12 protein-coding genes are annotated in these 13626 nt (G+C 59.0%); 4 read left to right on the plus strand and 8 right to left on the minus strand.

Annotation, left to right across the window (positions count from 1 at the left end; genetic code table 11):
* Nucleotides 1-12: 12 nt before the first annotated feature.
* A complete protein-coding gene (locus AB4N84_RS04890; RefSeq protein WP_074752809.1) occupies nucleotides 13-564 on the plus strand; it encodes an NUDIX hydrolase in 552 nt (183 codons plus the stop codon).
* Nucleotides 565-613: 49 nt separating this feature from the next.
* Nucleotides 614-1177, plus strand: a complete 564-nt coding sequence (locus AB4N84_RS04895) for a L,D-transpeptidase family protein (protein ID WP_460045426.1) — start codon at nucleotides 614-616, stop codon at nucleotides 1175-1177.
* Between the two features lie 167 nt (nucleotides 1178-1344).
* Here the strand turns inward: AB4N84_RS04895 and AB4N84_RS04900 are convergent, their stop codons facing one another.
* Together AB4N84_RS04900 and purL are read right to left on the minus strand one after the other, a co-directional pair.
* Entirely contained in the window at nucleotides 1345-1656 is a 312-nt protein-coding gene (locus AB4N84_RS04900; protein WP_460045428.1) for an NGG1p interacting factor NIF3, read from the minus strand.
* A 6-nt stretch (nucleotides 1657-1662) separates the two neighbouring features.
* The gene (gene purL / locus AB4N84_RS04905) at nucleotides 1663-5562 is read right to left on the minus strand and encodes a phosphoribosylformylglycinamidine synthase (protein WP_460045429.1); all 3900 of its coding nucleotides are present in this window, start codon (nucleotides 5560-5562) and stop codon (nucleotides 1663-1665) included.
* Between the two features lie 215 nt (nucleotides 5563-5777).
* Here purL and mltF point away from each other — a divergent pair, with 215 nt between their 5' ends.
* Nucleotides 5778-7238, plus strand: a complete 1461-nt coding sequence (gene mltF / locus AB4N84_RS04910) for a membrane-bound lytic murein transglycosylase MltF (RefSeq protein WP_074752813.1) — start codon at nucleotides 5778-5780, stop codon at nucleotides 7236-7238.
* Between the two features lie 60 nt (nucleotides 7239-7298).
* Here the strand turns inward: mltF and tadA are convergent, their stop codons facing one another.
* Nucleotides 7299-7781 carry a tRNA adenosine(34) deaminase TadA gene (gene tadA, locus AB4N84_RS04915; protein WP_460045430.1) on the minus strand — a complete coding sequence of 161 codons (483 nt, stop codon included), beginning with the start codon at nucleotides 7779-7781 and terminating at the stop codon, nucleotides 7299-7301.
* A complete protein-coding gene (locus AB4N84_RS04920; protein ID WP_460045432.1) occupies nucleotides 7781-9151 on the minus strand; it encodes a multicopper oxidase family protein in 1371 nt (456 codons plus the stop codon). Before AB4N84_RS04920 ends, tadA begins: the two co-directional genes overlap by 1 nt.
* Before the next feature lie 270 nt (nucleotides 9152-9421).
* Between AB4N84_RS04920 and AB4N84_RS04925 the strand changes: the two genes are divergently transcribed.
* Entirely contained in the window at nucleotides 9422-9793 is a 372-nt protein-coding gene (locus tag AB4N84_RS04925) for a PH domain-containing protein (protein WP_074752816.1), read from the plus strand.
* A gap of 165 nt (nucleotides 9794-9958) precedes the next feature.
* On the opposite strand, the gene AB4N84_RS04930 is transcribed toward AB4N84_RS04925, so the two are convergent.
* From AB4N84_RS04930 to AB4N84_RS04945, 4 genes are all read right to left on the minus strand, one after another.
* On the minus strand, nucleotides 9959-10303 hold the full coding sequence (locus AB4N84_RS04930; protein ID WP_460045434.1) for a helix-turn-helix domain-containing protein: 345 nt from the start codon (nucleotides 10301-10303) through the stop codon (nucleotides 9959-9961).
* A 438-nt stretch (nucleotides 10304-10741) separates the two neighbouring features.
* The gene (locus tag AB4N84_RS04935; RefSeq protein WP_460045435.1) at nucleotides 10742-11605 is read right to left on the minus strand and encodes an SMP-30/gluconolactonase/LRE family protein; all 864 of its coding nucleotides are present in this window, start codon (nucleotides 11603-11605) and stop codon (nucleotides 10742-10744) included.
* Nucleotides 11606-11644: 39 nt separating this feature from the next.
* Nucleotides 11645-12118 (minus strand): DMT family transporter, encoded by a 474-nt coding sequence (locus tag AB4N84_RS04940; protein WP_122712694.1) that lies wholly within the window; start codon nucleotides 12116-12118, stop codon nucleotides 11645-11647.
* A gap of 11 nt (nucleotides 12119-12129) precedes the next feature.
* Nucleotides 12130-13527, minus strand: a complete 1398-nt coding sequence (locus AB4N84_RS04945; RefSeq protein ID WP_460045436.1) for an amidohydrolase family protein — start codon at nucleotides 13525-13527, stop codon at nucleotides 12130-12132.
* Nucleotides 13528-13626 lie beyond the last annotated feature (99 nt).

Consider the following 13626-nt stretch of genomic DNA (forward strand, 5'->3'; position numbering starts at 1 on the left):
CCCGATTCGATCATGAAATTCTGCAGCCAATGCGGCGAACAGGTTATCCAGCGCATTCCCGAGGGCGATAGCCGCCCGCGTTACGTGTGCGAACACTGCCATACGATTCATTACCAGAACCCGAACATTGTCGCCGGTGTACTGCCGATATGGGACGACAAGGTGTTGCTGTGCCGTCGCGCCATCGAGCCGCGCCTGGGTTACTGGACGCTGCCGGCAGGCTTCATGGAGAACGGCGAAAGCGTCGAACAGGCCGCCCGACGAGAAACTGTCGAGGAGGCCTGCGCCCTTCTGGAAGACCTGCACCTGTACGCAATGATCGACGTGCCGCACATCAATCAGGTGCACATTTTCTACCGGGCCAGCATGGCCGGTGCGGAGTTTGCCGCAGGCGTTGAAAGCCTTGAGGTGAAGTTGTTCGATGAGGCCGACATTCCGTGGTCAGAGTTGGCTTTCCACACGGTTCGACGTACCCTAGAATGCTTCTTTATCGACCGGCGGCATCAAGAATTCCCGGTGCATACCGATTGCCTTTCTGTGTCACCCCCACTTAAAACCACTTGATCAGATGACGACGCGCGATTGCCGCGCGAGCTTCAGGGATACCGTGTAAATGCGTTTGTTGCTTGCCGTTCTATGTCTGTCGTTCGCTCCGCTGTCGCAGGCGGCGTTTACTCAGACCATCGTCCCGAAAGGGAGCGAGCAGAAGTTCATCGGCGGAAAGGTCGTGGACACGCAAGACATTTCCAAGCGCAACATCGACAAGATTCTGGTGATCAAGTCCGCGCATCAGTTGCAGTTGATGAGCAACGGAGAGGCGCTGAAGACCTACCGCATCTCACTGGGCAAGGCGCCCAAGGGACCGAAACTGCAGGAAGGCGACCAACGTACCCCTGAAGGCTTTTACTGGCTGGACTACCGCAAGACCAGCGACGCCTACAACCTGTCGCTGCACATCTCCTACCCCAACATCTCCGACTCCGCCCGTGCCCGACGCGAGGGTGTAAACCCGGGCAGCATGATCATGATCCACGGCACGCCGGTCAGCGAAGACTACCCGGAGTGGTACTTCCACACGCTGGACTGGACCAATGGCTGCATCGCGATGAAGAACAGCGACATCCGCGAAGTCTGGGATCTGGTCAAAGACGGCACGATGATCGAGATTCGGCCGTAAGCTCACTACCGCCTGGCAGGCAGCCGGGCTCGCACAAGGACGAAGCAGATCCCTGTGGGCGCGAAATCATGATTGATTGGGTGGTGTCGTCACAGGATCGTGGTGACTGTACGAATTTTTGCCAATGAATTCGTTTCCACGGAGACATCCGTGGCGATCCATCACACTCAAAAATCCGCCAGCTTCCACACTTCATAAGCGGGTGTTTCATAGGGGTGGCTGTGCTTGAGCGCAGCCACCGCCTGTTGAATCAGCGCATCGTCGACCACAAGCTCGACTTTCCACTCCTCCACGTGCTCGATCTCACCGGTCTGCCCAATGAACGGCTGACTGCCGTCCAGCGGGCGAAACTGACCTTGGCCGAGCACCTGCCATGAGCAACTGTCATACGCGCCGATTCGCCCCGCGCCGGCGGCGAACACTGCGCGCTTGACCTGCTCTACATGGCTCGATGGAACAAAGAAAGCGAGCTTGTGCATCAGCGCTTAATTCACCCACACACGTGCGTTGCGGAACATGCGCATCCACGCGCCATCTTCGGCCCACTCGTCCGGACGCCACGAGTTGTTCACCGCACGGAACACGCGCTCAGGGTGCGGCATCATGATGGTGACGCGACCGTCGCGGGTGGTCAGGCCGGTGATACCGCGCGGCGAGCCGTTCGGGTTGGCCGGATAGTTTTCGGTAACCTTGCCGTGATTGTCGACGAAACGCATCGCGACGGTGCCGGACGCATCGCTTTCGAGCAGAGCCTCAGGCGACTTGAACTCCGCATGACCTTCACCGTGAGCGATGGCGATCGGCATGCGCGAACCGGCCATGCCTTGCAGGAAGATCGACGCCGACTTCTGGATTTCAACCATTGCCACGCGCGCTTCGAACTGCTCGGAACGGTTACGAACGAAGTGTGGCCAGAACTCGCTGCCCGGAATCAGCTCGTGCAGGTTGGACATCATCTGGCAACCGTTGCACACGCCCAGCGCGAAGCTGTCGGTACGCGCGAAGAAGCCCTGGAAGGCATCACGGGCGCGGCTGTTGAACAGGGCCGACTTGGCCCAGCCTTCACCGGCACCCAGCACGTCGCCGTAGGAGAAACCGCCGCAGGCGACCAGACCTTTGAACTCGTTCAGGTCGACGCGGCCCGCGAGGATGTCGCTCATGTGCACGTCAACCGAAGCGAAGCCGGCGCGGTCGAACGCAGCCGCCATCTCGACCTGACCGTTCACACCTTGCTCACGCAGGACCGCCACTTGTGGGCGCACGCCTTTCTTGATGTAAGGCGCAGCGATGTCGTCGTTGACGTCGTAGCCCAGCTTGACGCTCAGGCCCGGGTTGTCTTCTTCCAGCAATGCGTCGAATTCCTGATCAGCGCAGTCAGCGTTATCACGCAGACGCTGGATCTGGTAGCTGGTCTCGCTCCACTGACGTTGCAGCAGACGACGATCACCCTTGAACAGCTCTTCGGCATTGAGCCTGATGGTCACTTCACTGTTGTTCAGCGGCTGACCGATGACCGCAACGCAGTCGTCGCCCAGGCCGGCAGCGCTGAACTGTGCGAGCACCAGTGGGGTAGCGTCGTGACGGACCTGAATGACCGCACCCAGCTCTTCGTTGAAGAGAATGGCCGCGACTTTTTCACGCTTGCCGGTCAGGGTGTCCAGTTGCAGGTTCAGACCGCAGTGACCGGCGAACGCCATTTCCAGCACGGTGGTCATCAGACCGCCGTCGGAACGGTCGTGGTAAGCCAGCAGGTGGCCGTCGGCGTTCAGGCCCTGGATCACGGCGAAGAACGCCTTCAGGTCTTCAGCGTCATCGACGTCCGGTGCCGCGCTGCCAAGCTTGCCGTGGGTCTGCGCGAGAATCGATGCACCCATACGGTTCTGGCCGCGGCCCAGATCAATCAGGATCAGGTCGGTCAAACCCTTGTCCATGCGCAGTTGCGGGGTCAGGGTGCCACGAATGTCCGTGACCGGCGCAAAGCCGGTGACGATCAGCGACATCGGCGAGGTGACGGTTTTTTCCGCACCTTCATCGCTCCAGCGGGTTTTCATGGACATGGAGTCCTTGCCCACCGGAATGGTGATGCCCAGCTCAGGGCACAACTCCATGCCGACCGCTTTGACGGTGTCGTACAAACGGGCGTCTTCGCCCGGGTGACCGGCCGCAGACATCCAGTTGGCCGACAGTTTGATGTCGGAAATCTTGCCGATGCGCGAGGCCGCAATGTTGGTCAGAGTCTCGCCGATCGCCATGCGACCGGACGCTGGCGCATCCAGCAGTGCCAGCGGCGTGCGCTCGCCCATGGCCATGGCTTCACCGGTGTAAACGTCAAAGCTGGTCGCGGTGACAGCGACGTCAGCCACAGGCACCTGCCAAGGGCCGACCATCTGGTCGCGATTGACCAGGCCGGTAATGCTGCGATCGCCAATGGTGATCAGGAAGTTCTTGCTCGCCACGGCCGGGTGATGCAGAACGCGCTGAACGCTTTCTTCGAGGTCGAGGGTGCTTGGGTCGAAATCGTCACCCAGCTCGGCTTCGCGGTTGGCCGAACGGTGCATGCGCGGCGCCTTGCCGAGCAGGACTTCCAGCGGCATGTCCACAGGACTGTTGCCGAAATGGCTATCGGTCACGGTCAGTTGTGGTTCTTCGGTGGCTTCACCGACGACTGCAAACGGGCAACGCTCGCGTTCGCAAATGGCTTTGAAGCGTTCGAAATCAGGGGCGCTCACGGCCAGGACATAACGCTCCTGAGACTCGTTGCTCCAGATTTCCAGCGGGGCCATGCCTGGCTCGTCGTTCGGCACGTTGCGCAATTCGAAGCGGCCGCCACGACCACCATCGTTGACCAGCTCAGGGAAGGCGTTGGACAGACCGCCTGCACCGACGTCGTGAATGAACGCGATCGGGTTCTTGTCGCCCAGCTGCCAGCAGCGGTCGATCACTTCCTGACAACGACGCTCCATTTCAGGGTTTTCCCGCTGAACCGACGCGAAGTCCAGATCAGCCGAGCTGGTGCCGGTCGCCATGGAAGACGCCGCGCCACCACCCAGACCGATCAGCATCGCCGGGCCGCCCAGCACGATCAGCTTGGCGCCGACCGTGATTTCGCCCTTCTGCACGTGCTCTGCACGGATGTTGCCCATGCCGCCCGCCAGCATGATCGGCTTGTGGTAACCACGGACTTCTTCACCGTGCGGGGTGTTGATCGACTGCTCGAACGTACGGAAGTAACCGGTCAGCGCCGGACGACCGAATTCGTTGTTGAACGCAGCGCCGCCCAGCGGGCCTTCAATCATGATGTCCAGCGGGGTGACGATGCGCTCAGGCTTGCCGTAAGGCTTTTCCCAAGGCTGCTCGAAACCCGGAATGTTCAGATTGGAAACGGTGAAACCGGTCAGGCCGGCCTTCGGCTTGGCGCCACGGCCGGTTGCGCCTTCGTCGCGGATCTCGCCGCCCGAACCGGTGGATGCGCCCGGGAACGGCGCGATCGCGGTCGGGTGGTTATGCGTCTCGACCTTCATCAGGATGTGCACCGGCTCCTGCACCGCACCGTACTGGCGGGTTTCAGGGTTCGGGAAGAAACGACCCGCCACGCTGCCGACGATGACCGATGCGTTGTCCTTGTAAGCGGACAGCACGCCTTCGTTGTGCATCTGGTAGGTGTTCTTGATCATGCCGAACAGGCTTTTTTCCTGGCTCTGACCGTCGATGTCCCAACTGGCGTTGAAGATCTTGTGGCGGCAGTGCTCGGAGTTCGCCTGGGCGAACATCATCAGTTCGATATCGTGCGGATTGCGTTTCAGGCCGGTGAAAGCGGTGACCAGATAATCGATTTCGTCTTCGGCCAGGGCCAGGCCCAGCTCGACGTTGGCTTTTTCCAGCGCGGCGCGGCCGCCACCCAGCACATCGACTGCGGTCAGCGGCTTGGGCTCTGCGTGGCTGAACAAGCCCGCTGCCTGTTCCAGCGCGCTCAGGACCAGTTGGGTCATGCGGTCGTGCAGGATGTCGGCGACGATCTGTGCTTCGGCTTCGCTGAACTGACCTTCTACATAAAAGGCAATGCCACGCTCAAGACGCTGGATCTTGGTCAGGCTGCAATTGCGGGCGATGTCGGTGGCCTTGCTCGACCACGGCGAAATGGTGCCGAAACGCGGCAGTACCAGGAACAAACGACCACGAGGCTCTTGAACCGGCACGCTCGGGCCGTATTTCAACAGACGGGCAAGGACTTGCTGCTCATCCTCTGTCAGGACGCCGGTAACCTCAGCGAAGTGAGCGAATTCAGCGTACAGGCCACTCACAGCTGGAACTTTATCGTTCAACTGCTCAAGTAATTTCTTGTGGCGGAAGGCGGAAAGGGCGGGAGCACCACGCAAGATCAACATCGTCGGGACAGCCTCGGGGAAGGGGGTGTGCTTTGAGGCCGTGCATTCTAGCCTAAACCGGGGGCTTTCGGCACCCGAAACAAAGGCTTCTGCGCATCCGAATGTCGGTGTTTGCGGATCTCCTACTGAGATGAGTAAAAAATCTGACTGCTCTATCAGACGCGATCATCGCTGTCGAGATATGGCGGTCAGTGCGCTTTGCGTATACTGCACCGATGTTTTCCCCATCTGATTTCCGCCCACGCTGTGCCAAGTGGCTCATCGCAACCGGAATCTTCCTGCTGCTCGGTGCCTGTGTTGAGAAACCCAACACGCTGGAACGAGTCAAGGAGGATGGCGTTCTGCGCGTCGTCACCCGCAACAGCCCGGCGACCTACTTCCAGGATCGCAACGGTGAAACCGGTTTCGAGTATGAACTGGTCAAGCGTTTCGCCGACGATCTGGGCGTGGAACTGAAGATCGAAACCGCTGACAACCTTGACGACCTGTTCGACCAGATGAACAAGCCCGGCGGCCCCGTGCTTGCAGCCGCCGGTTTGGTCAGCACCGAAAACCGCGCGAAACAGGTGCGTTTCTCGCACTCTTATCTGGAGGTCACGCCTCAGGTCATCTACCGCAACGGTCAGTCGCGCCCTACCGACCCGGGCGACCTGGTCGGCAAACGCATCCTGGTGCTCAAAGGCAGCAGTCACGCCGAGCAACTGGCGGCATTGAAGGTCAAGTATCCCGGCATCAACTACGAAGAATCCGATCAGGTCGAAGTCGTCGATCTGCTGCGCATGGTCGATGAAGGCCAGATCGACCTGACACTGGTGGACTCGAACGAACTGGCGATGAACCAGGTCTACTTCCCCAACGTGCGCGTGGCGTTCGATCTGGGCGACGGTCGCGACCAGCGCTGGGCCGTCGCGTTGGGCGCCGACAACAGCCTGATGAACGAAATCAACACCTTCCTCGACAAGATGCAGAAGAACGGCATGCTGCAGCGGCTCAAAGACCGCTATTACGGGCATGTCGACGTGCTGGGTTACGTCGGCGCCTACACCTTCGCCCAGCACCTGCAGGAACGTCTCCCCAAATACGAGAAGCATTTTCAGGCTGCCGCCAAGCAAGAACAGGTCGACTGGCGCTTGCTCGCCGCGATTGGCTATCAGGAATCGCTGTGGCAGCCGGCCGTGACGTCCAAGACCGGTGTTCGCGGGCTGATGATGCTGACCCAGAGCACCGCGCAAGCGATGGGCGTTTCCAACCGGCTGGATGCCAAGCAAAGCATTCAAGGTGGCGCCAAGTATTTCGCCTACGTGAAGGATCAGCTTGAGGACACCATCCAGGAACCGGATCGTACCTGGATGGCGCTCGCGTCCTACAACATCGGCACGGGACACCTCGACGATGCGCGCAAGATGGCGGAGAGCGAAGGCCTGAACCCGAACAAATGGCTGGACGTGAAAAAGATGCTGCCGCGTCTCTCGCAGAAGAAGTGGTACAGCAAGACGCGCTACGGTTACGCCCGCGGGGGCGAGCCTGTCAGCTTCGTCGCGAACATCCGCCGTTATTACGACATTCTGACGTGGGTCACCCAACCGCAGCTGGAAGGCAGTCAGGTTGCTGAAGGCAACCTGCACGTGCCGGGCGTGGACAAGACCAAACCGCCAGAAGAAAAGGCCCCGCTTTAAGCGGGATCTGCGTGATCACTCCGGGGATTTGTCAGGACCTCAACAGACGCTAAAAACTCATCATCCCTTCGCCCGCCTCATCCTGAAAAACTCGCTCAACATCGCCCCGCACTCCTCCCCCAGCACGCCACCTTCGAACAGTACCCGATGGTTGAGAAACGGCTGAGCAAAGAACTGCCCCTGGCTCTGCACCACGCCCGCTTTGGGTTCGGTGGCACCGAACACCACACGCGTGATCCGCGAATGCACGATCAGGCCTGCGCACATGCTGCAGGGTTCGAGGGTGACATACAGCGTACTGCCCGGCAGACGGTAGTTGCTGACCGACTGAGCCGCGGCGCGGATTGCAACCATTTCAGCGTGCGCGCTCGGGTCGCTGCCACTGATCGGGCAGTTGAAACCGCGCCCGATGATCACGCCGTCCTGAACCACCACCGCGCCCACCGGGACCTCGCCCAGCAGCGCTCCCTCAGCGGCCAACGCCAGTGCTTCTCGCATGAAATGCTGATCGCGGCTGCGATCAATGATGTGCGGCTGCCGCATTACGAAACCTCAATAGCTGCCATAAGACCGGTTTCCATGTGATCGATCACATGGCAGTGGAACATCCACACGCCGGGATTATCCGCTACCAGCGCGACGCGCGCGCGCTCGTTTCGACCTAACAGGTAGGTGTCGGTGAAATACGGGATCACGTCCTTGCGGTTGGACGCGATCACTTTGAAACTCATCCCGTGCAGGTGAATCGGGTGCTGATACTGGGTCATGTTCTTCAGCTCGAAAATGTAGCTCTTACCCTTTTCCAGCCTCGCGATTGGCCGATCGGCGCAGGTCTTGTCCGTGATGTCCCAGGCTTTGCCGTTGATCTGCCACAAGCTCGGCGGCTTGCCTTCGGCACTCACCGACATCGAGCCGACCCATTCGAAGTTGAAGTTAAGCTTCTCGGCGTTGGCCAGGTCGGGCTCGGCGACCGGATTGGCAGGCAACTCGGGGGGCCACTCGCCGAGCGTGCCATTACTGGCCACCGAGCGGAAGGTCCCCAACCGTACCGGACCGTTACGCAACGACAACTCCTCACCGGCTGCGGGTGCCCTGATCGCCAGACAGATGCGCATCCCCGGCCCGAGCCAGTAATCCTTGCCCAATGGACGTGGCTTCACCGGGTTGCCGTCCAGCGCATAAATCATCGCCTCGGCGTCCGGCAGGTTCAGGCGATAGGTCACCGTGTTGTCGAGATTGAGAATGCGCACGCGGGTGATCTGCCCGGCAGGCAGCTCGATCACGCCCTGCGGCACGCCATTGATCGTCGACAACCGCCCTGCCGTGCCTTCACGAGCCGCTTCGCGCGTGACACTGAAATCGGTGAACGCGCCCTGCTCGTCCACGTGCCAGCTCTTCAGACTGACGACCCGCTCATGAGCAAATCCGGTCGGCTCGCGCTCCTCAACGATCAACGGCCCGACCAGCCCGCGCCCCAGTTCTTCGCTGCTGCTGACGTGGGGGTGATACCAGTAGCTGCCCGCGTCAGGTACGCGGAATGTGTAGTCGAAGTACTCGCCCGGCTTGACCGGCAGCTGCGACACATAAGGCACGCCGTCCATCTCCAGCGGCAGCCGGATGCCATGCCAGTGAATGGTCGTCTCCACAGGCAACTGATTGATGAAACGCACCCGCAGCCAGTCACCTTGCCGAACCCGCAACTCCGTGCCCGGCGCCGTCGCGCCAAACGCCCAGGCGGGCGTCTTGAAACCGGAAACCAGCTCAACGTCCAGTGGCGCAGCGATCAACTCGTAGTCATGCCCTTCCCCCGGCCCCGTGCGCCCAAGCCAGTACCGCGAAGCCCCGCCCGCGCCGAGCCCGACCACAGCAAGACCGGCCAGAACTCCAAGAATTTGTCGACGGGTGAAAGACATCAGCCACGGCACCTGTATAAAGCCTGAAACGAAACAAAGCGCTGAATGAGAGACTTTGCGAAGGGCGGATAAGATACACCCGCATTTGCAGAAAATTAAGAGAAGGCGTGACGAGGTACATATTTCGTAGCAATCGAGCCCGGATGAACACCGAAAGCCCGCCTGATGAAACCGCCGTTCGCTTGTCGCAGAAACCCGGCTGCGCCAGAATCGCCCTGACCCGCTCAGCGCAGCGCTGGATGGATGCCCACCTCACAGGATGTTCCAAGGATGATCGACTTCAACAACAAAGGCTTTTTCAAACTCAAGCAAAACAACGAATACGCCGAGCGCGTCACGGCGTTACTGCTGGAAGGCGAAACCGTCGTTGACGCTTACAAATCCATGCGCGACGGCGTGGTCTTCACCAACAAGCGCATCATCGCGGTGAACGTGCAGGGCATCACCGGAAGCAAGAAAGACTTCACCTCCCTCCCCTACAAAAACATCGTGGCCTACTCGGTCGAGACCTCTGGCACGTTTGACCTCGACTCAGAGCTGGAGATTTACTTCTCCGCCCTGGGCAAAGTGAAATTCGAATTCACCGGCAAGACATCGATCATCGAAATCTCACAGCTGATTTCCAGGCATATTTTTGGTTGATCAGAACGACAAAGCCGGATGACCCTCAACGAGGTTGCATCCGGCTTTGTGGTTTCAGAAAGGGCTGAAGACTCGGGCGAGCCTTCAGTCAATCATTGAGGTGCTGCATCACTCGTGCCGCGTGGTCAATGTCGGGATGCTCCATATAGATGTAAGCGCGCGACATCAGAAATCCTCGGGCTTGGGCTTAGGCAGTCGCACCCTCTTTTTTGCAATGCTGTGGTGTGGTTCACCTTCGTCGGTGAAGCGGGTGATTTCGGACGTCTTTTCCACGCCTTCCAGGGAAGCGAAAACCGTGTCCGTGATTCCCAATTTCCACAACACCAACATGAACGATCGAAGATCAACGAGCTCAGAGCCCCCCTCAATCTTGCGGAGCGTGTGCGCTGACACACCGAGGGCGACCTTGATGTCGGATTGGCGCACGCCTAATGCAAGGCGTCTGGCTTTAACGAGAAGCCCGATTTTACTGAGCTTATCAGCACAGGCGACGGGGAAAAAGTCCTTCATAAGACTCACTCAACTGAGCATTAAGTAACTTAACGTCAACGATATCACCTGTTATTCCATCCTTGAATAACGATAACGCTCGCTAGCGTTAATTTTAAATTTCATAAGGTCGATGATGGTGAGCATTATTTTCCGAAATGCACGCATCGCACGCGAGGACTCAAGGCACAAACCTGCCAAAATTTGCCAGACCCAAAAAGCCAAAAGCCCGCAATCACACGGGCTTCAGCGCATTTCCTGCTAGTTGGTACCGGTCAGTGCCGGACATCCAATCATTCCCACTCTATTATCAATTGACCAAAAAAACTCTTATAAAACAGAGTTTTCAGACATTGGATAATTGAACAACCATGAAAAAAGCCATGCACAGTAAAACGTTCAAGAAGTCGGATTAGCCTCTCTCGTGGCAAAGGCTGCCGAGAGCTGACGCTTAGCTACTCAGTTCAGTAGCCCTGTAAATCGTTCTTCTGGAAGTCCCGCAGCGACAATCGCTTCGGCTTTTATCAGCGTGCCATCGAAATCTGTCGGCTTATCCAGCCCTATCCTTGCGCTGGTGCTGTACAGCGTTGCATAACCGGAGCCCGCTAACACTGGGCAAGTGGTCTGTACGCACGGGGACTCGATCACGCGGTCAACTTTGCCGTCGGGCGAATAACGCACCACCCTGCTACCGCCCCATTCCGCATTCCAGAGAAACCCCTGCGCATCAATGCAAGAACCGTCTGGTGCGCCCTGACCGTCGACTTTTTTGGTGAACACACGCTGGTTTTCCAACGATGGGTAATCGCAGCAGGAAATGCATCCTTGCAGGGAGTCCGCGTAGTACAGAGTGGAGCCGTCCGGGCTGAAACAGATACTGTTCGGGATCGCCACTGCGGGAAGGTCCAGCGTTTCTGTCTCGAGCGTCGCGGCATTGAGCCGATGAAATCTGCCTATGGTTTGCACCTGCTCAGCGGCGTCCATCGTGCTGAATACAAAGTTGCCCATGCGGTCGCAGCGGCCATCATTGATCCGGGTTCCGGGCACGCCAGGGGTGGCTGTGATTTTGCTGAAACGACCGGTGCTCAGGTTGTAGTAGCCCAGGCAGGATGCCAGTCCCATCAGCAATACGTCTTCGTCTGCCGTGAGGGCAAATGATCCTAGCGGCTCTGGCAGGGACCAACGCCGCACTTCGCCGCTTTCGGGGTCCAGAGCACGCAACTCGCAGCCGGGGATGTCGGTCCAGAGCAGGCGTTCGGTTCTTTCACACCAGACAGGACACTCGCCAAGAAGACTAATGGTGTCGGTTAAGGCTTTAAACATGGTTGCGTCCTACGAAACAGGATGGGGTAAACAAGGCAGTCAGTTGGAGAAAAGCGCTGACCACCTGTCACCGAACAGGGCGATGGCCAGGCCTGCGAGCATCACCATCGACCCGGCCAACTTGACGAGAGACACCGGCCTTTCCGATGCCCCCATCAATCCGAAATGATCGATAACCAGTGACGAGACAATCTGCCCTGCGATAGCGAGGCCCAGCAGGGCTGACAGACCGATTTTTGGCGCAAGCACCACATAACTAAGCAAGGCACCGGCACCCAGCAGACCGCCCAGCAGGCTCCACAAGGGCTGGGCAGGTATAGCCGCCAGTGAGGCCACTATCCCGCCGCGCATCAATGAAAAGACGCCCAGGCATACCGCACCGGCAGTAAATGAGAACAGCGACGCCGCTACGGAATCTCCACCCACACCTTTAGCGAGTTGACCATTCAGCGTGGTCTGCAGGGTTATGCCAAGCCCTGCGGCGATGGCCAGCAGGTAGTAGGCTGCGTTCATCTAGCGTCTCCTTACTTGGCTGACTCAAGCGGCATGAATGTCTCGGCAAAAATATCCGGCTGGTAGCCTGCGACAGCAAACAGATGCTCACGGGATTCGTCGATTGCTGCACGCAGCCTTTCGCTGTCAACGCCCAGCACCTTGCCGCCGCGCTTGACGATGCGACCGCCAATGATGACCGTGTCGACATTGCTGCGTTCGGCCGCGTGTACAACGGTGCCGAATGCGTTGCCTGACGGGTAAAGGTTGATGTCCTGCGCGTTTATAAGGATCAGGTCGGCCTGTTTGCCGGGGGCCAGGCTGCCGACTTTGTCCTGCAATCCGGCACAGGTAGCGCCGTCGAGAGTGGCGGCTTTGAGCAGGCCATGAGCAGGCAGGGTCACCGGATGATGTTCTGCGCCGCAGCAGCGCTGCTGGTGCATGCCCATGACGCGCTGCAGGTAGAACGCCACCCGCATCTCCATGAACATGTCACCGCTGTAGGAGGTTTCGTTATCGACACTCAGCCCCGGACTGATGCCGTGACGCTGGGCCGACTGCATGGCGAACATTCCATCTTCAATGCCGTAGTGGGCATCTGAACGCGGGCATACGTTGACCCGCACGCCAGCCTCGCGAAGGATTTTCCAGCCGGCGTCCGGCAGCGAGGTGCAGTGGTTGAAGATGTTATCGGGGCGCAGCAGGCCCTCGCGATGCAAACCCTCCAACTCAGCTGCCATGTCCCCGCCAAAAAATTCGGTGATGATCGGCAGCCCCAGACGCCGGGCCTCAGCCCACAGCTCAGGCTCCAGCTGCGCCATCACCGCCAGCGAGAGCAGCGGGTTGTCACCGTTATTGACGTATTTTCCCTGGAGACGCTCCAGGTTGCCCGGCCAGTGGGCTTTGTCCCACTCACCGGAAACTGGCGCACCGGAGGCGTGTACAGATCGGATACCAGCATCAAGCAGCGCCTCTACCGCAGCATCGGAGTGCGCGCCGGTACGGCTGTTGTGCGAGTTATCGACCACGGTCGTGATGCCCGCATCGATGCAGCCCAATGCAGTCAGTAGATTGCCGATATACATGTCAGCCGGGCGATAGTATTTGGCGAACGAGAAGTGCGTGGCGTTGCAGTAGTCTTCCAGGGTTTCGGCATTCGGATTGATTCGACGCAGTTGGCCCTCCCAGGAGTGACGATGCGTATCGACCATGCCGGGCATGGCAATCATGCCGGATGCCTCGATAACAACAGCGTCGCCGGCCTCAATGTTTTCACCTATGGCCGTGATGGTGCTGCCTTCGATAAGGATATCGCCGCGCGCCAGATTGCCGATATCACCATCCATGCTCAGCACAGTGGCGCCGCGGATAAGGGTGCGGGCGGCCGGAGCGGCCGGGGCCTGGACGATGCTGCGGTTATATTCAGCCATTTTCTGTACATCTCTTCAAAGTTCGTTGGAAGCAATGTACGCAATGCGATACTGCGGGAAAAAGATGGTTAAACTGTTTTTATTATTCAATATTTACGA

This window comes from Pseudomonas sp. S2_H01, assembly GCF_054668305.1.

Coding starts and splice junctions, on each gene's coding strand:
- AB4N84_RS04900 (WP_460045428.1), bottom strand. CDS start 1,656: ATGCACAAGCTCGCTTTCTTTGTTCCATCGAGCCATGTAGAGCAGGTC.
- AB4N84_RS04930 (WP_460045434.1), bottom strand. CDS start 10,303: ATGAAGGACTTTTTCCCCGTCGCCTGTGCTGATAAGCTCAGTAAAATC.
- AB4N84_RS04925 (WP_074752816.1), top strand. CDS start 9,422: ATGATCGACTTCAACAACAAAGGCTTTTTCAAACTCAAGCAAAACAAC.
- purL (WP_460045429.1), bottom strand. CDS start 5,562: ATGTTGATCTTGCGTGGTGCTCCCGCCCTTTCCGCCTTCCGCCACAAG.
- AB4N84_RS04895 (WP_460045426.1), top strand. CDS start 614: ATGCGTTTGTTGCTTGCCGTTCTATGTCTGTCGTTCGCTCCGCTGTCG.
- AB4N84_RS04945 (WP_460045436.1), bottom strand. CDS start 13,527: ATGGCTGAATATAACCGCAGCATCGTCCAGGCCCCGGCCGCTCCGGCC.
- AB4N84_RS04940 (WP_122712694.1), bottom strand. CDS start 12,118: ATGAACGCAGCCTACTACCTGCTGGCCATCGCCGCAGGGCTTGGCATA.
- AB4N84_RS04890 (WP_074752809.1), top strand. CDS start 13: ATGAAATTCTGCAGCCAATGCGGCGAACAGGTTATCCAGCGCATTCCC.
- mltF (WP_074752813.1), top strand. CDS start 5,778: ATGTTTTCCCCATCTGATTTCCGCCCACGCTGTGCCAAGTGGCTCATC.
- tadA (WP_460045430.1), bottom strand. CDS start 7,781: ATGCGGCAGCCGCACATCATTGATCGCAGCCGCGATCAGCATTTCATG.
- AB4N84_RS04935 (WP_460045435.1), bottom strand. CDS start 11,605: ATGTTTAAAGCCTTAACCGACACCATTAGTCTTCTTGGCGAGTGTCCT.
- AB4N84_RS04920 (WP_460045432.1), bottom strand. CDS start 9,151: ATGTCTTTCACCCGTCGACAAATTCTTGGAGTTCTGGCCGGTCTTGCT.